This is a genomic window from Allobosea sp. RAF48 (assembly GCF_052114025.1).
Lineage (GTDB): Bacteria > Pseudomonadota > Alphaproteobacteria > Rhizobiales > Beijerinckiaceae > Allobosea.
The window spans coordinates 236,894-263,621 of sequence record NZ_JBFRDZ010000003.1; the positions used below are offsets into that span (position 1 = coordinate 236,894).

28 protein-coding genes are annotated in these 26,728 nt (G+C 67.2%); 10 read left to right on the plus strand and 18 right to left on the minus strand.

The features are described 5' to 3' along the window. Positions 1 to 6: 6 nt before the first annotated feature. Positions 7 to 552: a hypothetical protein gene (locus AB4Z10_RS07320; protein ID WP_441469725.1), complete on the plus strand. Its 546-nt coding sequence runs from the start codon at positions 7 to 9 to the stop codon at positions 550 to 552. Between the two features lie 111 nt (positions 553 to 663). Then, positions 664 to 1,473, plus strand: coding sequence for an MBL fold metallo-hydrolase (locus AB4Z10_RS07325; RefSeq protein WP_441469726.1), 810 nt, complete (start codon positions 664 to 666; stop codon positions 1,471 to 1,473). A gap of 63 nt (positions 1,474 to 1,536) precedes the next feature. On the opposite strand, the gene AB4Z10_RS07330 is transcribed toward AB4Z10_RS07325, so the two are convergent. After that, positions 1,537 to 2,277 carry a 3-oxoacyl-ACP reductase family protein gene (locus AB4Z10_RS07330; RefSeq protein ID WP_441469727.1) on the minus strand — a complete coding sequence of 247 codons (741 nt, stop codon included), beginning with the start codon at positions 2,275 to 2,277 and terminating at the stop codon, positions 1,537 to 1,539. Between the two features lie 113 nt (positions 2,278 to 2,390). On the opposite strand from AB4Z10_RS07330, the gene AB4Z10_RS07335 reads away from it, so the two are divergent. Then, entirely contained in the window at positions 2,391 to 3,008 is a 618-nt protein-coding gene (locus tag AB4Z10_RS07335; protein WP_441469728.1) for a TetR/AcrR family transcriptional regulator, read from the plus strand. A gap of 94 nt (positions 3,009 to 3,102) precedes the next feature. After that, on the plus strand, positions 3,103 to 3,420 hold the full coding sequence (locus AB4Z10_RS07340) for a hypothetical protein (protein WP_441469729.1): 318 nt from the start codon (positions 3,103 to 3,105) through the stop codon (positions 3,418 to 3,420). Positions 3,421 to 3,532: 112 nt separating this feature from the next. On the opposite strand, the gene AB4Z10_RS07345 is transcribed toward AB4Z10_RS07340, so the two are convergent. Together AB4Z10_RS07345 and AB4Z10_RS07350 are read right to left on the minus strand one after the other, a co-directional pair. Continuing rightward, complete coding sequence (locus tag AB4Z10_RS07345) at positions 3,533 to 5,347, minus strand: monovalent cation:proton antiporter-2 (CPA2) family protein (protein ID WP_441469730.1); 1,815 nt, start codon at positions 5,345 to 5,347, stop codon at positions 3,533 to 3,535. 115 nt (positions 5,348 to 5,462) lie between these two features. After that, a complete protein-coding gene (locus AB4Z10_RS07350; protein WP_441469731.1) occupies positions 5,463 to 6,473 on the minus strand; it encodes an aldo/keto reductase in 1,011 nt (336 codons plus the stop codon). A 156-nt stretch (positions 6,474 to 6,629) separates the two neighbouring features. On the opposite strand from AB4Z10_RS07350, the gene fliK reads away from it, so the two are divergent. From fliK to mog, 4 genes are all read left to right on the plus strand, one after another. Further along, complete coding sequence (fliK, locus tag AB4Z10_RS07355) at positions 6,630 to 8,225, plus strand: flagellar hook-length control protein FliK (protein WP_441469732.1); 1,596 nt, start codon at positions 6,630 to 6,632, stop codon at positions 8,223 to 8,225. Next, the gene (locus AB4Z10_RS07360; RefSeq protein ID WP_441469733.1) at positions 8,222 to 8,515 is read left to right on the plus strand and encodes an EscU/YscU/HrcU family type III secretion system export apparatus switch protein; all 294 of its coding nucleotides are present in this window, start codon (positions 8,222 to 8,224) and stop codon (positions 8,513 to 8,515) included. The genes fliK and AB4Z10_RS07360 overlap by 4 nt, the downstream gene beginning before the upstream one ends. Continuing rightward, positions 8,512 to 9,672, plus strand: a complete 1,161-nt coding sequence (locus AB4Z10_RS07365) for a GNAT family N-acetyltransferase (protein WP_441469734.1) — start codon at positions 8,512 to 8,514, stop codon at positions 9,670 to 9,672. Before AB4Z10_RS07360 ends, AB4Z10_RS07365 begins: the two co-directional genes overlap by 4 nt. A 93-nt stretch (positions 9,673 to 9,765) precedes the next feature. Next, positions 9,766 to 10,299 carry a molybdopterin adenylyltransferase gene (mog, locus tag AB4Z10_RS07370; RefSeq protein ID WP_441469735.1) on the plus strand — a complete coding sequence of 178 codons (534 nt, stop codon included), beginning with the start codon at positions 9,766 to 9,768 and terminating at the stop codon, positions 10,297 to 10,299. A 139-nt stretch (positions 10,300 to 10,438) separates the two neighbouring features. Here mog and AB4Z10_RS07375 read toward each other — a convergent pair whose 3' ends face one another. From AB4Z10_RS07375 to AB4Z10_RS07430, 12 genes are all read right to left on the minus strand, one after another. Next, positions 10,439 to 11,008 (minus strand): glutathione peroxidase, encoded by a 570-nt coding sequence (locus tag AB4Z10_RS07375; RefSeq protein WP_441469736.1) that lies wholly within the window; start codon positions 11,006 to 11,008, stop codon positions 10,439 to 10,441. A gap of 108 nt (positions 11,009 to 11,116) precedes the next feature. Then, positions 11,117 to 11,503 carry a response regulator gene (locus AB4Z10_RS07380; protein ID WP_089174559.1) on the minus strand — a complete coding sequence of 129 codons (387 nt, stop codon included), beginning with the start codon at positions 11,501 to 11,503 and terminating at the stop codon, positions 11,117 to 11,119. A gap of 11 nt (positions 11,504 to 11,514) precedes the next feature. Then, positions 11,515 to 12,612, minus strand: coding sequence for a chemotaxis-specific protein-glutamate methyltransferase CheB (gene cheB, locus AB4Z10_RS07385; RefSeq protein ID WP_441469737.1), 1,098 nt, complete (start codon positions 12,610 to 12,612; stop codon positions 11,515 to 11,517). Next, complete coding sequence (locus AB4Z10_RS07390; RefSeq protein ID WP_441469738.1) at positions 12,612 to 13,205, minus strand: chemoreceptor glutamine deamidase CheD; 594 nt, start codon at positions 13,203 to 13,205, stop codon at positions 12,612 to 12,614. Before AB4Z10_RS07390 ends, cheB begins: the two co-directional genes overlap by 1 nt. Further along, positions 13,202 to 14,083 (minus strand): CheR family methyltransferase, encoded by an 882-nt coding sequence (locus AB4Z10_RS07395; protein WP_441469739.1) that lies wholly within the window; start codon positions 14,081 to 14,083, stop codon positions 13,202 to 13,204. The genes AB4Z10_RS07390 and AB4Z10_RS07395 overlap by 4 nt, the downstream gene beginning before the upstream one ends. Before the next feature lie 3 nt (positions 14,084 to 14,086). Next, positions 14,087 to 15,907, minus strand: a complete 1,821-nt coding sequence (locus AB4Z10_RS07400) for a methyl-accepting chemotaxis protein (RefSeq protein ID WP_441469740.1) — start codon at positions 15,905 to 15,907, stop codon at positions 14,087 to 14,089. A gap of 65 nt (positions 15,908 to 15,972) precedes the next feature. Next, positions 15,973 to 16,485 carry a chemotaxis protein CheW gene (locus AB4Z10_RS07405; protein WP_149133215.1) on the minus strand — a complete coding sequence of 171 codons (513 nt, stop codon included), beginning with the start codon at positions 16,483 to 16,485 and terminating at the stop codon, positions 15,973 to 15,975. Then, positions 16,482 to 18,824, minus strand: a complete 2,343-nt coding sequence (locus tag AB4Z10_RS07410) for a chemotaxis protein CheA (RefSeq protein WP_441469741.1) — start codon at positions 18,822 to 18,824, stop codon at positions 16,482 to 16,484. Before AB4Z10_RS07410 ends, AB4Z10_RS07405 begins: the two co-directional genes overlap by 4 nt. Before the next feature lie 10 nt (positions 18,825 to 18,834). Further along, complete coding sequence (locus AB4Z10_RS07415) at positions 18,835 to 19,194, minus strand: response regulator (protein WP_265054221.1); 360 nt, start codon at positions 19,192 to 19,194, stop codon at positions 18,835 to 18,837. A gap of 5 nt (positions 19,195 to 19,199) precedes the next feature. Continuing rightward, positions 19,200 to 19,505 carry an STAS domain-containing protein gene (locus tag AB4Z10_RS07420; RefSeq protein WP_441469742.1) on the minus strand — a complete coding sequence of 102 codons (306 nt, stop codon included), beginning with the start codon at positions 19,503 to 19,505 and terminating at the stop codon, positions 19,200 to 19,202. A gap of 99 nt (positions 19,506 to 19,604) precedes the next feature. After that, positions 19,605 to 20,072, minus strand: coding sequence for a response regulator (locus AB4Z10_RS07425; protein WP_441469743.1), 468 nt, complete (start codon positions 20,070 to 20,072; stop codon positions 19,605 to 19,607). Between the two features lie 53 nt (positions 20,073 to 20,125). After that, complete coding sequence (locus AB4Z10_RS07430; RefSeq protein ID WP_441469744.1) at positions 20,126 to 21,628, minus strand: methyl-accepting chemotaxis protein; 1,503 nt, start codon at positions 21,626 to 21,628, stop codon at positions 20,126 to 20,128. A gap of 271 nt (positions 21,629 to 21,899) precedes the next feature. On the opposite strand from AB4Z10_RS07430, the gene AB4Z10_RS07435 reads away from it, so the two are divergent. Further along, entirely contained in the window at positions 21,900 to 22,646 is a 747-nt protein-coding gene (locus AB4Z10_RS07435) for a superoxide dismutase (RefSeq protein ID WP_441469745.1), read from the plus strand. 100 nt (positions 22,647 to 22,746) lie between these two features. Here AB4Z10_RS07435 and AB4Z10_RS07440 read toward each other — a convergent pair whose 3' ends face one another. After that, positions 22,747 to 24,147 (minus strand): amidohydrolase family protein, encoded by a 1,401-nt coding sequence (locus AB4Z10_RS07440; protein WP_441469746.1) that lies wholly within the window; start codon positions 24,145 to 24,147, stop codon positions 22,747 to 22,749. Positions 24,148 to 24,277: 130 nt separating this feature from the next. Continuing rightward, positions 24,278 to 25,120: a LysR substrate-binding domain-containing protein gene (locus AB4Z10_RS07445; RefSeq protein ID WP_441469747.1), complete on the minus strand. Its 843-nt coding sequence runs from the start codon at positions 25,118 to 25,120 to the stop codon at positions 24,278 to 24,280. 300 nt (positions 25,121 to 25,420) lie between these two features. Between AB4Z10_RS07445 and AB4Z10_RS07450 the strand changes: the two genes are divergently transcribed. Beyond that, the gene (locus tag AB4Z10_RS07450) at positions 25,421 to 25,615 is read left to right on the plus strand and encodes a hypothetical protein (RefSeq protein WP_441469748.1); all 195 of its coding nucleotides are present in this window, start codon (positions 25,421 to 25,423) and stop codon (positions 25,613 to 25,615) included. Positions 25,616 to 26,392: 777 nt separating this feature from the next. Here AB4Z10_RS07450 and AB4Z10_RS07455 read toward each other — a convergent pair. Then, positions 26,393 to 26,704 (minus strand): hypothetical protein, encoded by a 312-nt coding sequence (locus tag AB4Z10_RS07455; RefSeq protein WP_441469749.1) that lies wholly within the window; start codon positions 26,702 to 26,704, stop codon positions 26,393 to 26,395. Between the last annotated feature and the right edge of the window lie 24 nt (positions 26,705 to 26,728).

The window sequence follows — 26,728 nt, forward strand, 5'->3', positions numbered from 1 at the left end:
TCCGAGATGTCAGACCAGAACGGCAAGGCCCTGATCGAGCTGAGGCTGCGCGACGGCGCGCAGCTCTACAACAGCCTCGACCCTTTCCCCTTTCGCGAAGGCGACCTCGCCGCCGAGGCCGAGGAGTACATCCTCGACTGGGCCCGCGATCTGCCGAAGGACCGGCCGATCGCAATCGTGATCCATCTGGAAAAGCCCGACACACACGACAGGCCTCTTCCGGACCTCGCCGCGACCATCACCCGCTGGTTCGCCGGCCGGGCCAGCGCCGAGACGCGGGCGTTGTACGAGCTCTTCCGGGACGGCCGGCTGGCCTTGATGATCGGCTTCGCCGGGCTCGCCGCCTGCCTGTTCCTCAGCTGGCTGCTGACCCGGGGACAGGAGGGCCCCTTCGCGCGCGTCTTCCAGGAGAGCCTGATCATCATCGGCTGGGTCGTGATCTGGCGCCCAGCGGAGATGTTTCTCTACGACTGGGTGCCGATTCTGCGGCGCAGGAAGCTTTACCGGCGCCTCGCCGAGGCGAATGTCGAGGTCAGATTGCCCAAACAGTGAAATGCGGGTCGCGGGCCGCGCCTCGGCGTCAGTTCACAAAACCGCCAGAGCGCTTCCAACGGCCCACCCTTTGCCTGATCGTCGCAGGCAAAGGAAAGCAGGAGCCGTGCGATGAATCTGTCGAGCCCCTTCGCAGCACTGGCATTTGTTGTCGCCGCTATCGCAGGTTTCATCCCCTCGCCCACCCGCGCCCAACCGGGCGAGCCGGGCTGCCGCCCGGAGATGGCGCGCCTCGGCCTGCCGATCCAGCGCGTGCAATTGGCGAAGGACGAGGTCCGGCTCACCTTCGTCGGCCATGCCACCTTCCTGATCGAGACGCCCGGTGGCGTGAAGATCGCGACCGACTACAACGACTATATCCGCCCCCCGGTGACGCCCGACATCGCCACGATGAACAAGGCGCATTCGACCCATTACTCGAACCATCCCGACCCGGGCATCAAGCAAGTGCTGCGCGGCTGGGATCCTGAGGGTAAGGGCGCCGCCCATCATGACGTCACGCTCGGCGATGTTCGCGTCCGCAACGTGCCGACCAATATCCGAACCTATGACGGCGGCACCGATTACGACGGCAACTCGATCTTCGTCTTCGAGATCGGCGATCTCTGCATCGCCCATCTCGGCCATCTGCATCACCCGCTCGAACCCGGCCATCTGCGCGCGCTCGGCCGGGTCGATGTGGTGCTCTTTCCGGTGGACGGCAGCTACACGCTCGACCAGGAAGGCATGGTGGAGGTGCTGAAGTCGCTGCAGGCTCGCGTGATGATCCCGATGCATTTCTTCGGCGGCGGCACGCTGAACCGCTTCCTCGCCCGCACGCAGGATCTCTGGCCGGTCGAGCGCCGCGAGCGCCCGACGATCACGCTGAGCAAGGCCACGCTGCCGGCGACGCCCACCGTGATCGTCCTGCCCGGGCATTAGAAAGCCTCCCGAGCGCCATGGTCGCGAGATGCTCGGGTCAAGCCCGAGCATGACGGCGCCATTTCAGGTGTTGACGCCGCCGTCGATGGCGAAGCCGGCACCGGTGATGAAGCGGCCCTCATCGCTGGCGAGATAGGCGACGGCCCCGGCGATATCTTCCGGCCTGCCATAGGCGGGAATGGCCATGCGCGCGAGCTGCGCCTCCGCGCCCGGACCGTTGGCCGGGTTCATGTCGGTATCGGTCGAGCCGGGATGGACGATGTTGACCGTAATGCCGCGCCGGCCGAGATCGCGCGCCAGCCCTTTTGTGAAGCCGATCAGCGCCGCCTTGCTCATTGCATAGAGCGTGATGTCGGACTCGACCACCCGCTCGGCAAGGCAGGAGCCGATCGAGATGATACGCCCGCCCTCGCCGAGATGCGCAGCCGCGGCCTGCGAGGCCAGCACCACGGCGCGGATGTTCACGGCGAGCGTCGCGTCGATATCGGCGAGGCTCCAATCTGCGACCGGGCCACCGCGATAGATGCCGGCGTTGTTGACGAGGATGTCGAGACCGCCGAGCGCCTTCGTCGCCTCGTTGACCGAACGCTTCACGGCCTCGGCATCGGCGCTGTCGGCGGCGATGGCGACGCCTTTGCGACCGAGCGCCTCGATCGCATTCACGACCTCGGCGGCCTTGTCGGCGGAACGTTCATAGGTGAGCGCGACATCCGCACCTTCGGCAGCCAGCCGCTTGGCGATGGCAGCGCCGATCCCGCGGCTGCCGCCGGTGACGAGAGCACGCTTTCCTGCGAGGCGGGACATGGCAAACTCCATTTATGTGATGATCGATACACAAACGAATGACGTGCTTGCCTGAAGGCGTCAAGCAAAATACATAGTGATCGACACAGAATTATTTCGGAGAGGGGAGCGGCATGGCCGAACGAGGCCGCCCACGCAGTTTCGACCGGCAGGCAGCGCTGGAACGCGCCATGGACGTGTTCTGGGAGCGTGGCTACCAGGCGGCGTCGATGAGCGACCTCACCGACGCCATGGGCATCAATTCGCCCAGCCTCTACGCCGCCTTCGGCAGCAAGGAGGAACTCTATCGCGAGGCCATTGCCCATTTCGCCGCGACAGAGAGCGACGACATCGTCGCCCCCCTGCAGAACGCGCCGACCGCGCGCGCGGCGGTCGAGGGCTATCTCATGGCGAGCGCCGCGACCTTCACCCGGCCCGGCCGCCCGCCCGGCTGCATGGTCGTGCTATCGGCCGTCAATGCGGTCGGCGTCGGCGAGGAAACCGGCCGAATCCTGCGCGAGATGCGGGCCGGCAGCGTCGCCATGATCGAAGAGCGGCTGAACCGGGCGATCGCGGCAGGCGAACTGCCCGCCTCCCTCGATCCGCGCCCGATCGCGAGCTACTACGTCACGGTTCAGCAGGGCATGTCGATCCAGGCCCGGGACGGCGCCTCGCGCACGCTGCTCGAAGCGATCGTGCGCGGCGCCATGGCGGCATGGGACAGCCTGACCCGGGAACATGCGGCAGCCTGACCATTCGCGTTAACGCCTCGCTGATGCTGATCCGAGGCTTTCCTTGCCGTTGCGGCAGATCGCGGCATCCTGCCTGCAATCGGGAGATCGCTCCATGCGCCGCATTGCTGCCCTCGCCTGCCTGCTCGCTGCCTCCACCTTCCTGCCGGTTCAGGCGGAGGCCGCCCGATTCCGTGGCGGCCGCAGCGGCGCCACCACCAAGACCAGCCGCAGCATCGTCATCGTCCCCGGCGCAGCCGCCGCCAATCGCACTCAGGCGGCAGAATCTGACAAACCCGAGCGGGTGCCCTTCCCGCCTTCCAGCGCACCGCGCGAGGAACCCGTTCCGCTGCGCCTGACCGCCAACGAAGGCGACCAGAAGACCTGGTGCCGGACCGAGGTGGTGGTCGGCGGCTTCTGCATCCTGAACTGAGCTGACGCCCGCACTCAGAGGCCGTTTGGGAACTCCAGCCCTCATCCTTAGGAGCCATTCCTGCCGGAAGGGCTCCTAAGGATGAGGGTTCAGTGAATTTTCAAACAGTCTCTCAGCTCTCCCCGCCGATGTCGTCGGGCAAATTCGCCGGGATCTGGCCGGGTCGCTTCGGCTTCGTCAGCGGCGTCGGGGTCGGCGCGTTGTTCCTGAGGAGTTCGCGCCCGGAGTAGAGATCACCCGCCAGCTGAAGGTCGAAGCGCTCGTCGTCGCGGCGGCGCACATCCGCCTCGATCGCGTCGGCCTCATCCTCGGGAACGCCGAGGCATTTCAACAGTGCCGTGCCGAAGACCATCGCCGATTCGAAGGTCTCCCGGATCTGATACTCGACGCCGGCATGGACGAGGTCGAGCGCATGACCTCGGTCATAGGCACGCACGAACAGCTTGGCATGTGGGAATTCGGCCTGCGCCAGCCGCACGATCGCATCCGCGGTCTGCCGCCGGTCGACGCAGACCACGATCACCTCGGCCCGCTCGGCGCCGGCGGCGTGGAGGATGTCGCTCCGCGTTCCGTCGCCATAATAGAGCTTGAAGCCGAACTGCGACGCAGCCCGGATCATCTCGACATCGAAATCGATGATCGAGACGCTGATGCCGCGGGCGAGCAGTGCCTGGCTCGCAACCTGGCCGAAGCGGCCGAAACCGACGATCAGCGCCTGCCCCTTCAGCCCGTCAGCGACCTCAATGCCATCGAGATCGGTCGGCGGCGCAGGCATGAAGCGGTCGAGCGCCAGCGCGAGCAGCGGCGTCAACGCCATCGAGATGATCACGGTGCCGCTGGCGATGGCGGTCATGCGCGAATCGAAGATGCCGGCGGCCGCGGCGGCGGCATAGAGCACGAAGGCGAACTCACCACCTTGCGAGAACAGCGCGACGCGCGTGATCGCCTCGCGCCAGTCCGAGCCGAAGAGCTTGGCAACGATGAAGATGCCGAGCGCCTTGACCGCCGTGAAGCCGATGACGGCGGCCAGGACGAGGCGCCATTCGCGCGCCACGACGCCGAGGTCGAGCGACATGCCGACAGCAAGAAAGAAGAGCCCGAGCAGGATACCGCGGAACGGCTCGATGTCTGCTTCGAGCTGATGGCGGAAGGTGGATTCGGACAGGAGCACGCCGGCCAGAAACGCGCCCATCGCCATCGACAGCCCACCGAGCTGCATGGCGAGCGCCGCGCCGAGCACCACGAGCAGCGCCGCCGCGGTCATCACCTCCCGCGCCTCGGCGGCCGCCAGCACGCGGAACATCGGGTTGAGCAGCCAGCGCCCGGCTGCGATCAGCCCGCCGAGCGCGCCCGCGGCAATGGCGAAGGAGACCCAGGCCTGTTCGTGGCCGCCCCGCTGCGGCGACAGGAACGCGACGATGGCGAGCAGCGGCACGATGGCGAGGTCTTCGAGCAGCAGGATCGAGACCGCCTTCTGCCCCTGCGGTGTCGAGGTCTCGCCACGCTCGTTGAGCATCTGCATGACCACGGCCGTCGAGGACAGCACGAAGCCCATCCCCGCAATGAAGGCGACCTTGACACCGAGGCCGCCGGCCATGCCGAACAGCGTCAGCAGAAAGCCGCAGGCGAGAACCTGCGCGATGCCGAGCCCGAAGATGCTACTCCTCAGGCCCCAGAGCCGTGAGGGCTGCATCTCGAGCCCGATCACGAACAGGAACATCACCACGCCGAATTCGGCGATGTGCAGAATGCCTTCGGGATTGGAAAACAGACCGAGGCCGAAGGGGCCGATCACGATACCCGCGCCGAAATAGCCGAGCACGGAGCCGAGCCCGAGCTTGCGGAAGACCGGCACGGCCACGACACCGGCGCCGAGCAGCGCCACGACCTTGACGAGGTCGCTCGTCAGTCCTGCCTCGGCCGCCATTCGCCCTTCCTTCGCGGCGGGCTCCCTGCGGCCCGCCGTTCAAACTAGCGGGCGCGCCCAATGTTCAACAAGCCAAGCGTTCAACAAAGCAGGTGTTCGATCTGCCCGGACAGTACTAACCCGCCCGGCTGATCCGCCCTTCGAGCGGATAGGCCGGATCGGAATAGCCAGGCGTCGAGGGGTGGCCCGGCGGCACGAGGCTGTCGACCAGCGCCTCGTCCTCCTTGTCGAAACCGGCGTCGAGCGCCGCAAGATAGGCCTGCCATTGCTCGAAGGTGCGCGGCCCAGCGATCGCCGCCGTGACGAAGGCGTTGTTCAGCACCCAGCGCACGGCGAACTGGATCGGGGTCAGCCCCTTCCTGGCGGCATGCTCCTTGAACGTCTGGGCGATGACGAGGCTCTCCTCGCGCCATTCCGCCTGCATGATCCGCCGGTCGCCGCGCCCGGCGCGCGTGCCCTCGGCCGGAGCCTCGCCGGGCGCATACTTCGCCGTCAGCACGCCGCGCGCCAGTGGCGAATAGGAGGCGACGCCGAGGCCGAAATAGCCGCAGGCTGGCAGGTGCTCGACCTCGGGCATGCGATTCATCGCGTTGTAATAGGGCTGGCTGACGACGGGCCGGTCGATGCCGAGCTCGTCGCAGAGCCGGCAGATCTCGGCCAGCCGCCAGGCCCGATAGTTCGAGACGCCGAAATGCCGGATCTTGCCCTGGCGGACGAGATCGGCAATCGCATGCACCGTCTCCTCCAGCGGCGTCTGATGATCCTCCTTGTGGAGATAGTAGATGTCGATCGTCTCCGTGCCGAGCCGGCGCAGGCTGTCCTCGCAGGCGCGCATCATCCAGCGACGCGACAGGCCGCCGCTCATCGGGCCCGGCCCCATCGCATTCGCCACCTTGGTCGCCAGCACCCAGTCGTGGCGATTGGCGGCGATGGCGCGGCCGGTGACCTCCTCCGAGCGCCCCTCGTTGTAGACATCGGCCGTGTCGATGAAGTTGATGCCCGTCTCGCGGGCGCTGTCGACGATCCGGCGCGAGGTCGCCTCATCCGTCGGGCCGCCGAACATCATCGTGCCCAGGCACAACGGCGAGACATTGAGGCCGGAGCGGCCGAGACGGCGATAATCCATGGCAGTCAACCTTCGGATGGGGGAGCGCCGAGCCTGCAGCAGGGCTAGCGGCGACGCCAGAGCCGACGGCGCAGGCGCGCCCTGCGCGGCACGGCCAACAGCAAGGAAACGCTTAATCTTTCGTGACAGGATGGGCCGTCGTCACATGGCAGCCAGATGAACCTCACCCAGCTCGTCAAGAGCCAGACCTTTGCCACCCTGCTGCAGGCGCTCGAAGCGGCGGGCGAGCTGACGGCTGGCCGGACGGTGCAGGCCAGGTTGCTCTCTCTGGAGACGGACGGCACGCCAACGGCCATGATCGGCGACAGCAAGGTCGCCCTCGTCCTGGCCGGCCCGCAGGCGAAGCAGGCGGAGCTACAGCCTGGAGCCACCCTGCTGCTGCGCCTCGACCCTCCCGAGCAACCCGGCGGCGATCTGCGCGCCACGCTGGTCGAGGTGCGTCCGCCCCCGGCCTCGCCCCCAAGCCCGGCAACCTCGCAACCGGCCGTCGCGCTTGCGAGCCTACGACCGGACATGTCGCTGCCGGCCGGCAACCCGGCATCCACCGCGCCAGCACCGGCTCCGGTTCCAACGCCTTTGCCGCCAGCCACCAGCCAGGCGCCGCAATCTGCTCCGACGGCCGCTCCTGCCAATGCGCCCGCACCATCTGCGGGCAGCCTACTTGCCACCTCTTCTCCTGTCTCCCCTGCCGGCTTGGCCGCGCAGCCCGGGGCGCCCCCGGCTGGCCCCGTCATTCCAAACCCCGCGGCGGCGCGCATGCTTGCCGGGCCATTGCTCGGCTCCGTGCTGCAAACCCAGGATAGCCTCGCCCCGCTCTTCGCCAATCTGCGCGGCCTGGCGCAGGGCTCGATCGCACTGACCTTGCCGAAACCCCTGCTGGCGGCCATCGATCGCGTGCTGGCTCAAGCGATGCCCGCTGAACGTCAGCCGGTCACGGCGCTGCGCCTGAAGGAAGCGTTCCAGGGTTCAGGTCTATTCACGGAGGCTCGCCAGGCCGCCGGGGCGCCCACCCCGAGGCAGGGCGATCTCAAGACCAGCCTCCAGGCGCTGCGCGAGACGCTGCAGCCGATCATCGACAGTCTGTCGCCGGGGCCGAAGGCCAGCCAGCTGGACCGCGCCCCCGCTGCGCTCGCGCCCGACCGGCCATCCGACAGCCTGCCGGGCACCGCAGCGGACAACGCCAACCGCACCGCCCCGCCTCGGCGGGATGGCCCGCTGCTGCCCCAGGCCGCCGCCGAGCCGACGCTTTCGCCGGGCGAGAAGCCACTTGCCATTGCTGAGACGCTGCTCGATCAGACCGACGCGGCGCTCGATCGCATAAAGCTCGCCCAATACGCCTCGCTGCCTCTCGATCAGGCACGGCAGGACATCAGCCAGCCGGCGCAGCGCTGGCTTGCCGAGATCCCGATCGCCTTCCAGCACGGCACCGCGATCCTGCCGCTGCAAGTCGAGCGCGAAGCCCCGCGGCGGGATGTCCAGGGTGTAACTCCGCCGCTCTGGCGCATCCGCTTCGCCCTCGATGTCGAGCCGATGGGGCCGCTGCAAGGCGTCGTGACCCTGCAGGCGCGCGATGTCGGCGTGACGCTCTGGGCAGAGCGCGAGGAAACCAGCCGGCTCCTGCGCGGCGCGGCACCCGGCCTCGAAAGCGCCTTGCTCCATGCCGATTTCGCCAGTGGCGCCGTCGATATCCACACCGGCCAGCCCCGCGTGATGCAGCCGACAGCCGGCCAGTTCCTGGACCGCCTGTCATGAGCGCGCCGCAGCCGCCCCGCATCGCCGTCGCGCTCGAATATGACGGGCATGGCGCGCCGCGCGTCACCGCCAAGGGCCGTGGCGAGCTGGCGGAACGCATCGTCGCCACAGCGCGCGAACATGATGTCGCGATCGAGCAGAACGCCATCCTCGCCCAGGCGCTCTCGGCCGTCGAACTCGACGACGAGATTCCGGAGGAGCTTTATCGGGCAACGGCGCAGGTGATCGCCTTCGTGCTGGCGCTGCGCGGCGAACTGCACCGGCTGAACCGCGACGGCCATCGACCTTGACCAGTATCGTCGTCAGGCGCATCGGCCCAGCCGCTTATGCGGAACTGGGCCCGGCTTTCGCGGAGCTCGCCCATCACGCGCTCGAGCCCAATCCGCATATGGCGCCGGCTGCCGTCCGCGCGGCAACCCTGCTCGTCCCCGAGGACGAGATCATCGTGCTCTGCGCCTGGTTCAGCGAAGCGCTCGATTTCGAGCGGCTGGTTGGTGTCTGGGCATTCCGGCGCGAACAGGGCTGGCGCAGCGGCTTCGCCGGCGCCCTCGCCTCGCCGCTCGTGCCACTCTACGAAGTCTCCTCGCTGCCGGTGCTCGACCACGACCACGCGGCGGAGTCTGCCCGGGCGTTGATGCGCTATCTCCTTGCCTCACGCGACCTGCCGCATGTGCTGCTGCTGCCGCTGCTGCCGCTCGACGGCCCCTGCTACGCCGCCCTTTCGGAAGCTTCCCGCCAGACGGGCAGCCGGATCTCAATCTACGAGCGCTGGAGCCGGCCGGTGATGATCCCCCAGCCCGGCGACGATATGGAGCGCTATCTGCGGCGCTCCCTCGGCTCCAGCTACAAGAAGCGGATGCAGCAGTTCCGGGCGGTGGCGAAGCATGGCGCGCTGACCTTCCGCCGTAGCCGCGGCCGCGCGGCGCTCGACGCGCTCGACACCTTCCTCACGCTCGAAGCCTCGGGCTGGAAGGGCGCTGCCGGGACGGCGATTGCCTGCCTGCCGACGGACGCCGCCTATATCCGCCGGATGGCCGAGCTCTTTGCCGGCGCCGACGCCCTGCAGATGGATACCCTGCTGCTCGACGGCCAGGTCCTTGCCATGGGCCTGCTCGTCGAAAGCGGCGACCGCCGCCACTTCCTCAAGATCGCCTATGACGAAGCGCAGGCGCGCCATTCCCCTGGCCGCACCCTGACGATCGCGATGCTGCAGGCTGATCTTGCCGGCACGCCGCCCGCCTTTTTCGACAGCGGCGCCGGTGAAGGCGTCGATGCCGGCACCTATGCCTGGGGCGAGCGCCGCGAGATGGCCAACGCCATCATCCGCATCGGCCCCGGCCGGCCCGGCGCGGCGCAGTTCGCGGCCCTCGGCCGGATGTGGCTGCGGCGCCTGCGGGAGGCAGCCCGAGCCCGACCGGGGCAAGCATCTCCTTCCAAGCGGTCTTGAGAAGCAGGCCGAGGGGAGAGCCCGCACGGCTCCCGCGCTTGACCACCCTTCGCGCTCGCCGATAGAGCCGGAGCGCTACGCAGGAGACGCCAGATGTCCGCCATCGCCCGCATTGGAATCGTCACTGTTTCGGACCGCGCCTCGGCCGGCGTCTATGCCGACGAGGGAGGGCCGGCGATCCGCGACTACATGGCGAAGGTGCTGACCTCTCCCTGGGAAGCCATCGAGCGCGTCATTCCCGACGACCGCAGGCTCATCGCCGAGACCCTGATCGCGCTCGCCGACCGCGAGGGCTGCTGCCTCGTCGTCACCACCGGCGGCACCGGCCCTGCCCCGCGCGACGTCACGCCGGAAGCGACCGAGGACGTGATCGAGAAGCCGATGCCGGGTTTCGGCGAACTGATGCGGCAGGTCAGCCTCGCCAAGGTGCCGACCGCGATCCTCTCGCGACAGACGGCCGGGATCCGCGGCAAGACCCTGATCGTCAACCTGCCGGGCCGTCCACGCGCCATCGCCGAATGCCTCGACGCGGTGATGCCGGCGATCCCCTACTGCATCGACCTGATCGAAGGGCCCTATATCGAGACCGATCCGGCTTTGATCGCGGCTTTCCGGCCGAAGAAATAGAAGCACGTCATGCTCGGGCTTGACCCGAGCATCTCATGCCGGAAGAGGCTCCCGCGCTTCGTCTTACCTGAGATTCTCGGGTCTGAGCTTCGCTCCGCCCGAGAATGACGCTCTCGCCAAAGACCGGGAATGGCGGAATTCACCCCGCCTGCAACTCCTCGCCGATCGCCTGGACGAGCTGCGGGGAGAGCGGATCGGTTGCCGCCGGGAAGCCGCCGATCAGCATGCCGTCGCGGCCGATCAGATATTTGTGGAAGTTCCAGCGCGGCGCCTCGGCCGGTCGCTGCGCTGCCGCCCAGCGATAGAAGGGGTGCGCCTCGGGCCCGCGCACGACGGTCTTTTCGACGAAGGCATAGGTCGCGCCATAGCTCTCCCGCGCCGCCTCGGCGATGGCAGCGCCTTCGAGCGGCTCCTGCCCGCCGAAATCATTGCTCGGCACGGCGACGAGCATCATCCCGCGCGCCTGGTAGCGCTGCCAGAGCTGTTCCAGCGTCGCCATCTGCCCGGCATAGCCGCAACGCGTCGCCGTGTTGACGACGAGGACCGGCCGGTCGCGGTAGTCGGACAGGGCAAGCCTTCCGCCGCCCGGCCGGTCGAAGCCGAAGGCATGGGCGCCGGTCAGAGCCTGCGCCACAGTTGCACGTGCCCCGATACCCGTGGCGAGGGCTCCGGCGATCCCAGCCACGATTTGGCGGCGTGACAGCAGCATGGCTTCTCTCCGGTTTGACCGTCGAACAGGCGGCATCATGCCCCAAAGCAAAAAGCCCCGCAGCCGGTCGGCGCAGGGCTTTGCTTCACGATGGCGAGACCGGGTGCCTCAGCAGGCGAGGACCTTCTTCACCCGCACTTCGAGGTCGCGCAGCTCGTAGGGCTTCACGACATAATGGTCGGCGCCGTTGCTGGTCGCCTCGTCCATCTTGTCGACCGAGCGCTCGGAGGTCGCCATGATGATCTTGATCTGGTTCAGCTCCGGCACGGAACGGATGGCGCGCAGCAGGTCGATGCCGCTCATGCCTTCCATGTTCCAGTCGAGCAACAGCAGATCGTAGCGCTTCTGCTGCATCTTCATCAGCGCCTCGCGGGCGTTCTCCGCCTCGTCGATGTCCTGAAACTCGATCTGCTTCAGGAAATAGGTCGCCAGACCGCGCATGCTCTTCTGGTCGTCGACCACCAGGATGCGGAACTCGCTTCTGGCCTTTGACATAACTTTGCTCCTTACGCGCTCCGCAGATTCGGGCGCTCGCCGATCAGCTGCGCGACCGCCGCGCCGATCTGGCTGAGCGGAACGACCCTGTCGGCGGCTCCTATCTCGAAGGCCGCTTTCGGCATCCCGTTTACCACGCAGGTCTCACCACTTTGGATTAACGTCTCGGCCCCTGCTTTGCGCATGGCTAACAAACCGTCAGCGCCGTCACGGCCCATGCCCGTGAGCAGGATGCCGACCGCATGAGCGCCCAGGCTGCGCGCCACCGAATGGAACATGACGTCGACCGAGGGCGAATGGCCGCTGACGAGCGGGCCCTCCTTCAGGACGCAGACAAGCTCGCCGCGCCGCTCCTCGATTTCGAGATGGCGCAAGCCCCCCGGCGCCACCACGGCCATTCCCGGTCGCAAACGGTCGCCATCCGCCGCCTCGCGGACATCGAGGCCCGTCGCCGTCGCGAGCCGCGTCGCGAACTTTGCCGTGTATCCCGGCGGCATGTGCTGCACCACGACGACCGGCATGCGCAGATGGGCGAGATCACGCATGACCGTCTGGACGGCCGGCACGCCGCCGGTCGAGGCGCCGATCGCGATCAGCGAGGTCTTGCCGGCGCGCGCCGGCTCCTTCGGCGGCGCCGGGCGCGCCGGCGCGGCGATCTGCGCCATCTGGCGGGCGGCGGCGATCATCTTGCGGCTCGCCGCGGCGCGCTGCAGCGCCGCGACCAGATGCTTCATGAAGCCTTCGAGCGTGTGGGTGGTGCCGTCCGGCTTCTCGATAAAGTCGATGGCGCCGAGCTCGAGCGCCTGGATCGTGTTGTCGGCGCCCGGGCCGCCGAAGGCCGAGACGATCAGAACGGGCAGCGGGTCCTGCTTCAGCACCCGCGCCAAGAGCTTGAGGCCGTGCCGACCGGGCAATTCGAGATCGAGCGTCAACACGTCGGGCCGGAGCTCCTGGATGGCATCCCAGCCCTCCTCGGCGCTGCCGGCGACGCCGATCACCTGGAAGCCCGGCGCAGAATCGATGATCTTGGTCATCAGCTTCTGCATCAGGATGGAATCGTCGACGACGAGAACCTTGACCGGTGCTGTGGAGGACGTCGGCATGTTCATCACCAGACCTCCACTTCACCAGCCACGGGCTGGCTCTTGAGCCGGTTGAGATAGGCGATTTCCTGCTCGTGGCCGCTGTCGCGTGCCGTGGGCTGGACGTGCTGAACCCAGGCCCGGCCCGTCGAGGGTTGGTAGTGGATGCGTCGCGAGCGCGTGCCGCCGACATCCCGCGAGACGACGGGAATTCCCTCGACCCTCAGGAACTCATTGACGAAGGCGATGTTGCCGTCGCCGATCGCCAGCATCGTCGCGCCCGAAAGCACCCGCGCCCCGCCGAAAACCTTGGCCTCGAAATTCTGGCGCCGGGCGCCGCGCTTGAGCAGGTCGTTGATCAGGACTTCCATCGCCGTGTCGCCGTAGCGCTCACCGGCGCTGGGATCGGCGTTGCCGTTGTTCTTCGGCAGCAGGAAATGGTTGAGCCCGCCGACGCCGATCTGCGGATCGCGCATGCAGACCGAGACGCAGGAGCCGAGCACCGTCGCGACGATCTCGTCCTTGGCCGAGGTGATCTCGTGCTCGCCGGGCGCGACGGTGATGATCGTCGCTTCGAAGCGCGGATCGAAATAGCGGCGAGAGGACCGGGAGACGCTCATGCTGTCCTCTCATAGATAGTCCGGCCGATCAGGCGCAGATTTGGGTGCGGCTGCGGCAGCGATTCCGAATGGCCGAGATAGAGAAAGCCTCCGGGCGACAAGAGCGCCACGAAGCGATCGAGGATCGAGGCCTTGGTCTGCGTGTCGAAATAGATGAAAACGTTGCGGCAGAAGATCACGTCGAAAGGCCCGCTCATCGGCCATTTCTCGATGAGGTTCAGGCGCTTGAAGGCAATCAGCCGGCGCAGGTCCTCGCTGATCCGGGCTTCGCCTCGCCCCCCGCCGCTCTCCAGCTTGAGCAGTGGCTTCACATCCGCGGGCAGCCGCTCGAACTGCTCCGCCGGATAGATGCCGGCCTCGGCGCGTGCCAGGATGTCAGTGTCGATGTCGGTCGCCAGGATCTTGAAGTCGAGGTCGCCGCGCGCCCCCATCACCTCGCGGCAGGAGGCCGCAATCGAATAGGGTTCCTCGCCCGACGAGCAGGCCGAGGACCAGATGCGGATGCGTCCGCGCCGGCCCGCACGCTCCTGCAGGAGCCGCGGCATCACCTCCTTGCGCAGGTGATCGAAATGATGGCGCTCGCGGAAGAAGGCGGTGTGGTTCGTCGTCACCGCGTTGATCAGCTCGGGCAGTTCCCCCGCCGCCTGCGGCGTCTTCAGGAAGGCGCAGTATTCGGCGACCGAGCCCATGCCGAGCGCCTTGACGCGCCGCGCCAGCCGCCCGCGCGTCATCGCTTCCTTGTGCTCGCGGATGACGATGCCGGCCTGCTCATAGACCAGCGCCGCGATGAACTTCATGTCGTCGCGCGTCAGGGTGATGTCGGCCATTGCGGGCTGGAGCGACGGCAGCATGCTGGGGAGCGATGTCGGCCTGGACATGGTTCAGCCTCCCGTCCGTGCGCCGGCAGCGGCAAGGCGGCGAGGCTGAATTTGCAACGGCATGCGCTGTTCGACCGGGATCGGAGCAGGCGCCCAGCGGCGTGCGCGCGGAGGCTCGCTGCGCACCGCCACGCTGGCGGGGCGGAACGTGTCGACGATCTCGCTCAGCGTGGCGACCTGGTCGGCGAGCTCGCCGGCCGCCTCGACGCCGCGCCCAGCCAGTTCGGCATTCTGCCGGATACCCTTGTCCACCTGCGCCACGCTGCGACTCACTCCTCCCATGCCGCGCGCCTGCTCGGCGCTCACGGCGGAAATCTCGGCGACCGTCTCGGAAACCTTGCCCACCGCGGCGACGATGCGGCCGAGCGTCTCTCCGGTCTCGCGCACGAGGCCAACGCCTTCGGCGACCTGCCCGTTCGAGGTCGCGATCAGCCCTTTGATGTCCTTCGCGGCCTGGGCCGAGCGCTGCGCCAGCGACCGCACCTCCGAAGCGACCACGGCGAAGCCCTTGCCGGCATCGCCGGCGCGGGCCGCCTCGACCGCCGCGTTGAGCGCCAGCAGATTGGTCTGGAAGGCGATCTCGTCGATCACCCCGACGATCTCGGCAATGCGCAGCGAAGAGCTTTCGATCCGCTCGATCGCACCGACCGCCTTGGCGACCACGTTCCGGCCTTCCTGCGCCACGCCCATGGTCGTGCCGGCGAGCTCGCTGGCCTCGCGCGAACGCTCATGGCTGCGTCCGACCGAGGCCGCGATCTCGACCGCCGCTCCCGATGTCTCGCCCAGTTCGGCGGCGACCTTCTCGGTCCGCGCCGCAAGGTCGGTCGCGACGYTGTTCACGTCGATGGCGACATGGCAGACGGAGCCCGCCGTCGCGCGGATCATTTCGATCCGCTCGTCGAGCAGGCCGAGCGCCTGGTTGAGCTCGTGCTGGAGCCGCCCCAGCCGGCCGGAGCGGCCGCCGGCCATGCGGCGGGTCAAATCGCCTTCCGATAGGGCCTCGACCACCGCATCGATATCGGCGAAGACCTCGTCCAGCTGCCCGTTGATCCGGTTCATGCCCTCGGCGATCCGGGCCACCGTTTCGGATTTGCCCTGCGGGGCGATCCGCCGCGAGAAATCGCCTTCGACGGCGGCCTCGATCACCTGCGTGACCTCCCTGGCGACCGCCAGTTCTTCGGTCAGTTCGTGCCAATCCACCGCCGTCCCGAGGCTGCGCCCATCGGCCGTCTCGATGGCCGTCAACGTCAGGCAGACGATGCGGCGGCCGAGCGTCAGGCGAACCGAGGGGCCGGTCGCGAGCCGAGGCTCGGCCCGCACGCGCTCCATCACGCGCCCGAGCATGTCCTTGGCCGAACAGCCCGGAAACGCCGCGCGAAAATCGTCCTGCGCCTCGGCGAAGAAGCGCAACAGGCCCTTGCTGGCATAAATGACCCGTCCGTCCGGATCGCAGATCATGACGTAGGCGCGGCCATGGTCGAGCGCGGAGCGCAGCCGGACAGCTTCCTGCGCCCGATCCTGCAAGCTGGCGAGCGCACGCGACAGCTCGCCGGCCTCGTGGCTTCCACCGACCTCCGGCAGAGCCAGATCCACGTCATCCGCCAGACGCGGCGCGACCCGCGACAGGCTGGCCACGGATCGGCTCGCGCCCCAGGCAGCGAACCCGCCGAGCAACGCCACGGCCGAGACGGCGAGAGCCCCCATGACGGGAGCTCCGGCCCCAGCCGCATAATAGGCAATCCCCCCGGCAAGTGCCGCGGAGCCGACCGCGGTCAGCGGCTGGCTGACCGAGAGTCGCGAAAAGGGGCCGAGCGCGCTGCCCATAGGTCCTGTCGTTTCTTGTTCTGGCCCGCTTGGACGCTACGCTCGGGCTGTGTTTTGAAAGCTGTTCAGGCAGCGCGGCTGGTCTTGAGCTGCGCTTCGCCGCCGCCGTCGCGGATGACCGCGGCCAGATCGAGCAGCGCCACGATGTCGCTGTCGAGCAGGACGAGGCCCTCGATCAGGCCGTGCTCGTCGCGCTCCAGATCCGGCGCCGGACGCACGGCTGAGACCGGCACGTCGACGATGTCCGAGACCGAGTCGACCAGCAGGCCCGCCGTCTTGTCCTCGACATCGACGACGACGATCACATGCGTGGCGGAGGCGTCGGTGACGCCCATGCCGATCGCGGTACGCAGGTCGTAGACCGCGAGGATCACGCCGCGCAGGTTGAGCACGCCGCGCACATGCGGAGCCGCATGCGGCAGCGGGGTCGTCGCCTGCCAGCCCTTGATCTCGCGGACCATGCCGACATCGATGCCGAAGGTGCGGTCGCCGACCTTGAAGGTGACGATCCGCCGCGCCGCCGCTTCCGGCTGCGCAGACGAGAAGTGCTTTTCGCCGAGTTGGAGGGTCATGGTCATCCAGCCATCTTGAGATCTGACACGGGAGTCCGGCCGCCGGACGCGGCAAGCCGCAGCATGGAGTCGATATCCAGGATCAGGGCGACGAGGCCGTCGCCGAGGATCGTCGCCGCCGAGGCGCCGTTGACGGTGCCGTAATTCGCCTCGAGGCTTTTCACGACCACCTGTTGCTGGCCGACGATCTCGTCGACCGCAATGCCGACGTTGTTGCCGCGCTCGTTCTCGGCGATGATCACGATGTTCTCGTTGGTCGTGCCGGTCGAACCCATGACCTCGCCGAGGCGATAGAGCGGCGTCACCTCGCCGCGCCAGCGCAGCACCTCCTGACCGAAGGGCAGCCGCTCGATCGGCGTCGAGGCGAGATGCTGCGTCTCGATGACGGAGGCGATCGGAATGACATAGCGATCGTCGCCGCAGCGGATCACCATGCCTTCGAGCACGGCGAGCGTCAGCGGCAGCGCCAGCGTGAACTTGCAGCCGCGGCCCGGCTCGGAATCGACGCTGATGCGCCCGCCGAGGGACTCGACGTTGCGGCGCACGACGTCCATGCCGACGCCGCGGCCGGAGATGTCGCTGACCGCTTCCGCCGTCGACAGGCCCGCGGCGAAGATCAACTGGTCGATCTCCTCCGGCTGCAGCCGCTCGTCGGCGCCGACGAGGCCGCGCGAGCGGGCCTTGGCGAGCAGCCGGTCGCGGCCGATGCCGCGCCCGTCATCGGTGACGGAGATGACGATGCGGCCGGCGCGATGCTCGGCGATCAACTTGATCGTACCCTCGCGCGGCTTGCCCGCGGCGACGCGTTCGTCCGGCGTCTCCAGTCCGTGATCCATCGAATTGCGGATCATATGGGTGAGCGGATCGGCGAGTTCCTCGATGATCGTCTTGTCGACCTCGGTGTTCTCGCCTTCGAGCACCAGGCGCACTTCCTTGCCCAGCGTCTGGGCGAGTTCGCGCACCAGGCGCGGCATGCGCTGGAACACGGCCTTCACCGGCTGCGCACGCACGGCCATGACATGGTCCTGCAATTCGCGCGTCTGGCGCGAGAGGGTCAGCATGCCCTCGGCGGTCTTGGCATGGACGTCGTAAGGCAGCGAGCGGACGCATTCGACCAGCATCGACTGGGTGATGACGATCTCGCCGACGAGGTTCATCAGCTTGTCGATGCGGTCGAGATCGACGCGCACGCTGACCGCCTGGCGCTGGCGCGCCGAGGTATCCGCAGCCGGGGCACGCGGGGCCGTGCGGGCGGCTGCCGGCGCTTCGGCAACCGGTGCAACGACGGCCGATGCAGCGACGGCAGGGGCGGCGACCGGCAGTATTGCCTGCGCGGGAGCAAGCTCGGGCTGGCTCGTGGCATCGGTCGCCGGGCCAAGCTTGGCCAGGATCGCCGAGAGATCGGCAGCGACCGAACTCGGAACCTCGGAGGCATCGGCAGCCGGCTCGGCGGGAGCCGCTTCGGCCGCGAAGGCGCCTTCGAGTATTTCGATCTCGAATTCTTCGTTCGCCAGGCTGAAGTCGAAGCGCCCGTGCAGTTCCTCGACCGACAATTCGGTACGCAAATCGACCTCGAAGCGCATCCAGCAATCGGTGACGTCGAGGGTTTCGAGCGAGGGAACCTGGCTGAGATCGCAGCGGATCGCGACGACATCGTCGGCGGGCAGCGAGCCGAGTACGACGCGCGGCTCGATCACACGGCGGAACAGGTCGTTCTCCGGCGTGATGCGCAAGCGCAGGTTCCGTCCCGGCTTCTCGGCGGCGGGCGCCGGTGCAGGGATTGCGACCGGCTCGTCGTCCCAGCCGTCATCGGCAGGCGCCGTTGCGGCAACGGTCTTAGCCTCGACCATGGCGAGGAGGTTGCCGAGCGCGGCGATGCCGAGAGGGGCATCGTTATCCCCGGCAGTGGCAGCAAGCACGGCGACAGTGGCGGGAGCGGGAATGGACGCTGGGGCCGGCGCTGCCGGCTCCTTGCCGACCTGCTCCAGCGCGGCCAGCAGATCCGGGCGCTCGGTCCCGGGCTCGGAGTTGCGGGCGGCGGAGACCAGATCGGCGACGGCATCCGCACAGCGCAGGAACAGCGTGAACGGCGCATCCTCGATGGCGACGCGGCCGGACCTCAGATGATCGAGAGAGGCCTCGAAGACATGCGCGAAGCCGACCAGCTCCGTGCAGCCGAAGGCGCCCGCGCCACCCTTGATCGAGTGAATGGCGCGGAAGGCGGCATTGACGTCCTCAGGATCGACGGAGCCCTCGTCGAGAGCCTGGAGCTTCTGCTCCAGCGCGCCGAGGAGTTCTTCGCATTCCTGGAAGAAGGTCTGCTTGAGTTCTGCCAACGGATCCATCGGCCGACCTTCAGTTCTGGTAGCGCGCGACGAGGCCGAGCAGCGTGTTGGGTTCGAAAGGCTTGACCATCCAGGCGCTGGCGCCGGCGCGGCGGCCTTCCGCCTTGATCTCGGCTCCGTTCTCCGTGGTCAGCACGATGATCGGCGTGTTCTGCCCGGCGGGCCGCGAGCGGCAGGCGCGGGTGAACTCGATGCCGTCCATGATCGGCATGTTGAGGTCGGTGATAACGAGATCGGGCTTGAACTGGTCGAACTTGTTCAGGCCGTCCTCGCCGTTCTCGGCCTCCGCCACTTCGTGACCGGCATTGCGCAGAGTCAGGCTGAGCAGGCTGAGCAGGGTCTTGGTATCGTCGATGGCCAGGATTTTCATGCCTGTCACTCCAGAACGAGAGCGCTGTGAGCGGCATCGAAGCCGATCGCCCGCAAGGATTCGCGGCATTCCGAGGAGGCCGCCTTGAGCGTGACCGAAAGCCCCCGCGCCTTAGCGCTGGCAGCTGCGGAATGAAGGAGCTGGATCCACAGGCTCGGCAGCGGCCCGGCTTCCGCGCATTCGACGGCGACGCTTTCCTTCTGTTCCAGCGCTACGAGCAACTGGTTGCGGAACGTCGCAGCCTCGGAACGACCGAGGAAGGGCGGAAGCGAGACGGTGATGACCATGAAGGGCGACCCAGGATTGCCCACGGAGCATCACAACAAACTGGTAAAAACTTCGCTAAATGACGCGACGCCCGTCAAGACTCGTGACGCTTTCGCGACGATTGCGCGGCCGGGCGGCCCGGCTCAGAACATATTGTTGCTGATGGCCCGGGGCACCAGCGTGATCTTGCCGTTCGCCTCCCGGTATTTCCGCGGCATGTTGATGATGCCCGACATATGCAGCCAGAGGTTGTTGGGCGAGATCGGCTTGGTGATGATCTCATGTGCGCCGAGCTTCGCCGCCTGGACGATCGAGCGCCGGTCGGGCCGCTCCATCATCACCAGCACCGGCGCCTTGGCGAAGGGCGAGGTCTTGAAGGAGCGGATCGCGGCCAGGCATTTCACGCTGCCGCCATCCGGCAGATCCCAGTCCAGAATGACGATGTTGGGCTGCTTCTGAATGAAGGTCGTCGCGGCCGAGGACAGGTCCGGCGCCTCGAAGATGCGGTTGAGCTGCGTCTGGTACAGCATCGTGCGGATGATCCGCCGATAGTGCGGGCTCGGGTCGATGAGCAGCACCGACAGGTTCGGGAAGGATGGCGCGATATGCATGGCGCTCGCTCGGGTACTCGCTCACTCGACTCTACAGACGGCCCGACTGACCGCTACACCTTCAGCCCGATGCGGAAGCCGCCCCAGTGCCGCCCCTTCACCAGGATCGGCGCCGACAGGTCCTCCATCACCAGGAACTGCCCGCCGCCCATGTCGCGCCTGTAGCTCTGCAACAGGAAGGGCTTGCGGTTGCGCGCGGCGGCGAGCCCGGTCCGGTCGTCGAAGATGCGCCGGTTGCGGCAATTGGCATTGTTCCACGCCGCATCCCTGCCCTGCGGTTGCGCGTATTTGCGGTTATGCGTCGGCAGGAAGCCGTTGCGGTCGACGGCGGCGCAGAACACGATCCGCCCGTTCGAGCCCAGCAGTTGCTCCTGCAGCGGCGGCAGCAGCCGGTCGGTCAGGCCAACGAAACGGGTCATGTGCTGGACCGGATCGGAGCCTGGCACCGGCCGATAGGCTTCGTCGAACAGATCGGCGAGCGTCACATCGCCCCGCGCCAATGCTGCCTCGAACAGCTCTCCGATCGTGGCTGCCGTCTCCATCACCGTCGCGATCAGTTCGGATTGCGCAGTCCGCACGCCGGAGGCGGCGATCGAGCCCAGAATGCCCTCGCTGATCGTAACCAGCGCGTCGGTGCGCTCGACGGCCTGCTCCAGGGTGTGGGTCGACGCATCAACCCCGGCAACGAGCCCGGCAAGGTCCTGCCCGGCCTTGGCACAGGCCTCGGCATTCTCCCGCGTCGGCCGCGACACCGCCTCGATCTCGCCGATCAGCTCGACGACCGAGCGGCCGAAGCTGTCGAACTCGCCGACCTGCTGCGAGATCATCCGGCTGCCCTCGCGGGCACGCTGTGCCGTCTGCGCATTGTTCTGGCTGCGGCGGGAGAGAGCGTCGACCGCCTTGACCAGAAGGTCGAGCTGCGTCGCGCTCGCCGCTGTCGCTTCCCGCGTCTGCTCGGCCAGCGCCTTCACTGCGGCGGCGATGACGGCGAAGCCCTTGCCGGCCTCGCCGCTGCGCGCCGCCTCGACACCGGCATTGATCGAGAGCAGCTGGATCTCGCGGGTGATCGACTGGATCGCATCGCTGGAGGCACGCGCCTTGTGCGCGTCGCTGACGGCCTGCGCCAGCGCCTGCGACATCGACTGCGCCTCCTCCGAGAGCGTCTCGATATCCGTCTGGGCGGCATTGAGGCCGAGCTTGACCGAGCCGGCGACGCGTTCGAGCCCGCTGCGCACCACCGAGGCCGCAGCTTGCGCCCCCTCGGCCGACTGCCGGATCGCATGGTTGGCGCGCGAGACCTGCTCGACCGCCCCGACGACACGCCGAAGCCCCGCGGTCTGGGTCTCGAATTGCTGGGTCACATCGCCAATTCGGCCGGCCACATCGGTGATCTCGGCACTGAGCTTGCCGAAGCGATCGGCGATCTCGCGCACCGCGCGCTCGGCGCCCGTCTGCGTGTTTGCGACCGGGCAGTCGGCTGTGCTGACGGACGCCGCTGCGTCGTTGAACGACTCGTCCAGGGTCGCCAGATCGGCCTTGAGAGCCAGTGCGTGCATGCGAGGCGTTCCCCGAACCGACGGATTTCCTTCCAGACCGTAGTGAAACGCGGTAAATCGCGGGTTAAGAAGGCATTCCGGGCGTTAAGGGCGCCGGAACTCGGGGGTGAGCCTTCATCGCTGCCGCCGGCTGGCGCGCCAGCGGCCCTTACTAGATCCGGGAGACGCCTCAGCCACGGGAACCCGCTCGACCTTTCGACGTAGACAAAGCAATGCTCAATGATGGCAACCGGCAGCGCTGCCTGCACAAAGCTTCACATCGGAGGACGTCATGACAGAGTTTTCGGTCTTCTCCCGCCGTGCCGTTCTCGGGCTCGGCGTCGGTGCTCTCGCAGCCGCCGCGGCGCCCAGGGTTTGGGCACAGGCCACAGCCCCGGCAGCGCCCACCGGCCCCTTCTCGCTGCCGAAGCGCGCTTATGAGCCCAACGCGCTCGAACCGCATATCGACACGACGACGATGGATATCCACTACAACCGCCACCATGCGGCCTATGTCGCGGCGCTTAACAACGCCGCCAAGGACAATGGCGTCATCGCCAAGGCCTCGGTCGGCGAATTGCTGGCCGACCTCAATCAGCTGCCGGAGAGCGTGCGCACCCTCGTGCGCAACAATGGCGGCGGCCACGCCAACCACACCATGTTCTGGGAGGTGATGGGTCCGGGGGCCGGCGGCGCGCCGACCGGCGACGTCGCCGCGGCGATCACCAAGGACCTCGGCGGCTTTGACAAGTTCAAGGCCGATTTCGAGGCGGCGGGCCTGCGCGTCTTCGGCTCGGGCTGGGTCTTCGTCACCGTCGACAAGGACGGCAAGCTCGCCTTGCTGGCGAAGCCCAACCAGGACAGTCCGATCATGGAGAAGCAGATGGTCCTGCTCGGCAATGACGTCTGGGAGCACGCCTATTACCTGAAGTACCAGAACCGCCGTGCCGACTATCTCAAGAGCTGGTGGAACGTCGTGAACTGGACAAAGGTCAACGAGCGCTATGCCGCAGCCAAGGCCGGCAAGCTCGCGATCTGACGGGCGGCTGACAGGCCCGGTTCAAGCCGGACATTGAGCGCATGCGCGCCGCCGACGGCCGCGCGCATGCGGAAATCACAACGAACGACGTGCTCGGAGGTCAGGCAACCCCGACGCTGCCGTAGACCATGCGGCCCCGATGGAAGGTGGCGCTGCGCTCCGGCAGGCGGGCGACGGCCTCGGCCGAGCAACTGGCGGGGACCAGCGTGAAGGCAGCCTCGTCGCCGGCCTTAGGCCAGGCCCGCTTGCCGCTGTCGTCTAGCGGCAGCACGCCGCCCGTGGCGATCGCCATGGCACGCGACAACCGGAACTCGTCGCTGCCCCTGTAGAGCTGCGCGTAGAGGTTCGCCTTCTCCAGCATGTCGCCTTTGCCGAAGGGCGACCAGTGATCGATCACGCTGTCGGTGCCGGTCATCACGAACACGCCCTTCTCGCTCAGCTGCGGCAGCGGCATCGTCAGGCTTCCCAGCGGCACGGTCGAGGCGATGGTCATCTGCTGCGCCGCCATGCGCCCGATGGTTTCCGCCAACGCGCCTGCGGGCAGCGTGGTGAGGGCGAAGGCGTGGCTGATCGTCACCTTGCCGCGCAAGGCCGGATTCTTCTCGACCGTGTCGATCATGTAGTTGATCGCAGCGACGCCGGCCGGGTTGGTTTCATGCAGGTGGATGTCGACGCCCTTGCCCGAGTCGAGCGCGATCTGGAACATGGCATCCAGCGACTTCTCCATCGCCCCGTCGACATTGGTCGGATCGAGCCCGCCGACATAGGCGGCGCCCATCTTCATCGCCTCCCGCATCAGGCCGTCGACCTTCGAATGCAGCAGGCCGTGCTGCGGGAAGGCGACGATCTCGCAGACGAAGTCGTCGCGATGATTTTCCAGCGCGCGCTGCAGGTGTTCGAGGCTCTTGAGGCCGCTCACCGGATCGATGTTGCAATGGCTGCGCGCCACCGTCGTGCCCTTCGACTGCAGCAGGGCGATCAGCGCCTCGGCGCGCTGCTGCGAGGTCGGCAGGAGCTGGGGCAACAGCTTCTCTTCCAGCGCGATCATGTCGAGGATCGTCTTGCCCTGGCGCGGCCGTGGCGCCTGCCACGGGCCGCTATAGAAGGTCTTGTCCAGATGGATGTGCATGTCGCGCATCGCCGGCAGGGCGAGCTGGCCATGGGCGCGATAGCAGGGCACGCCGGCCGGCAGGGTCGCACCGGCCGGATGCAGCGCCGCGATCTTCCCGGCCTTGATCTCCAGCGTGTACAGCGCCGTGAGGGTGCCCACGACGATCTCGCCGTCGCGCTCGAAGCCGTCCTCCAGCCGCACGTCGGTGAGGCAGTAATGCTGGTCCGTCAGCCTGCTGACACCCGCCTCGGACACCGGACGCGCCTGGAGGGGCGCAGCCGGAGCGGCCTGGGCGGCGCCGCTCGCCAGCCCGGCGACGGCATAGGCGGCGGTGACCTTTCCGGTCTGGCTGAGAAAGGCGCGTCGGCTTTGATGGTGCCCGGTTTCCATGGCGGTTTTCCATTGCCTCGGTGGTTGCGTTTCCTCCTCCGGATGTACGCGCGGGCAGCTCCGCTTGGCAGCGATATTTGCCAATCCTGGCTATTCGAAACGGCAATGCTGCGCGCCAGCCCGCGCTCGGTCACCATTCCAGCTTGCAGAAATCGGCCAATCGCTCGGCCAGCACGATGGCCGCGGCGGGGGCATTGTCGCGGTAGTAGAGCGCAAGCTCGAAGTCCGTGATCTCCGGCAATCCCTCGGCTGCTCCCAGCGTCCGGTGGCCGGGCAAGCGGCAGCTCGCAGGCAGCAAGGTCACGCCCAGCCCGGCCGCCGATGCGGCGGCAAGGGCCGCGAGACTCGCGCTGCTGTAGCTGACGCGCCAGCGAATGCCGAGGCCGTCGAGCGCCTCGCAAAGCTCCTCGCGGTAGAGCCCGTTGAGCGGAAACACGGCCAGCGACACCGGCGAGCGCTCGATCGCCGGATGGGCCCTGCTGTCGAGCCACAGCAATGGCTCCGGCCGGGCGGCCCGGGGCGGCTGGCGGCGGCGCTGCTTGACCAGGATCAGATCCAGCTCTTCGCGATCATAGGCGCTGCGCAGATCGGCGCTGAGGCCGCTGGTGACGTCGAGCCGCAAATGCGGCTGCTCGCGGCTGAACGCCGCCAGCAGATCGACCGTCGGCACCGTGAAGTCCTCGGGCATGCCGAGCCGCAATACGCCGTCGCGCCAGAAGCCGGTCAGCGCATCATGCGCCTCCTCGTTGAGGGCAATGATGCGCCGGGCATAGCTCAGGAGCCTCCCGCCCTCCTCGGTCAATTCGACCTGATGCGAGGATCGCTCCAGCAGTGGCTTGCCGAGCAGCTCCTCCAACCGCCGGACCTGCTGGCTGACGGTCGATTGCGAAAGGGACACGCGATCGGCAGCGCGGGTGAAGCTCAGCGTTTCGCATACCGCGACGAAGCTGAGAAGCAGCTGTGGGCTGAACATCGGATAGCGATTCATTCGCCCACCGCGAGGCACGTCATCGGCCGACTGTCCAGGACCTCGAGGGGAGAGCGCCGCCCAGGCGGCAGGCCGATTGCAGGGTTGGCGAAGCCGCCGGAGCTGTCAACGCCGAAGCAGTGCTCATCCAAGCCTAGGGCGTTGCCGTCGCTTTTGGCGTATCCTGCGGCAAGCTACGCGGCCGAAGCACTCGCCCCTCGGCCAATTCCCACGGAAGCATGCGCGCTTTGGATTGGCGAGGACGGACATCTACCCCATTCKCGATCAAGGATGAGAGGTCCTGGGATGGCTGGAGACGAGCGGGAGGCGTGGCTCAGGAAGCTCAGGGAGGCCCGCCGGCTCATGATGGTTCATTATCTTGCGGACCGTCATGACGAGGGCGACAAGATGAAGAAGCTCGCGGCGGACCTCGAAGACTTCGGCCGGTCCCGAGACTGGCCAATTCCAGACGGAGAGTATTCCCGAACACCCGGCCACTGAGGCCTGGCCGCCGCCCTGTGCGCTGGACCGAGCATCAGCTTGTGGCGGTCTCCGACTGGAGGGCCCAAAGCCGATGACGCCCCGCGAGGATTGGTGGGCCGCGCCGGAGCACCTTACCCAAACAAGATCAATAATTTAAGCTTGAGCAGGAAAGTTGCAGCCGCTGCGACTTTGCTGGCCTTTCGGCCGGCTTCTTTCCCACGTCCGCGTTCGGTATTTGGCCAGTCCGAGATTCACGTCGCGGGCCAGCTTCGTCAGCTTTTCTGATAATCAGCTCTCGACCCGTCCAGGACGTTCCAGCCAAACGATAAAGGCCGGCCCCTTCGAAGACCGGGCATCTCGTGAAATCAACGCCGTTGTCAAGCATCTGGTGGTAGAGTTCAATCTGTAAGCCGCACTGGGAGAAACAGCATGAAGATGCTTGCCGTTACCGCGTGCTGCGCCTTCCTTGCTGGGTGCGCAACCTATGTCCCGCCTCAGCAGAGCGCCGCGGTCTTGGTCACTCGCGACAGCATGCGCACCTATCGGCCACTCCCTCGCGAAGAGCGACGAGTGGACATATGCACCATGACTGAGCAAAACAAAGCCGTCATTTGCCGCTAAGCGACGCGACCCCCGCGGAATCTGAGAGGTGTAGTTGCGTCGAGGCCGCTGACGGGCAGATTCCCAGTCAACATTTGGTAAGATCTGGCCAAAGCTTGACCGCATGCAGTCAACGCACCTGCGGCAGGTGATTCTCCGACCGCTATCGACCCACAACGGCCGTATCGCAAAGAGCTAACTCTCGTGTTTTGGGTTGTCGGGCGTTTCGTCGAAAGCGGCATTGGACGGTTCAAAGGTGTCTTCAGGCAGTTTGCTTCCGGTGATGAACATTCTGTCGCCGACCCTAGTCAAGAAGCGCTTCACATCGGCGGCGTCTTCCGCTGCCTTGGCCGCATTCTGCTCGCGCACGTCCTGATAAAGTTGTTTGCCGGAAAGGAGCTTCCCTCTCTCAGAAATTGAGATGTCAGCAGCCTTGGATCTCTGATCGGCATAGGCCGTGGGATTGCTCCGAAGCAGCTTCGCTAGAAACGTCTTGATCGTCCACATACCACACCATCGCGGGAGTGAGTT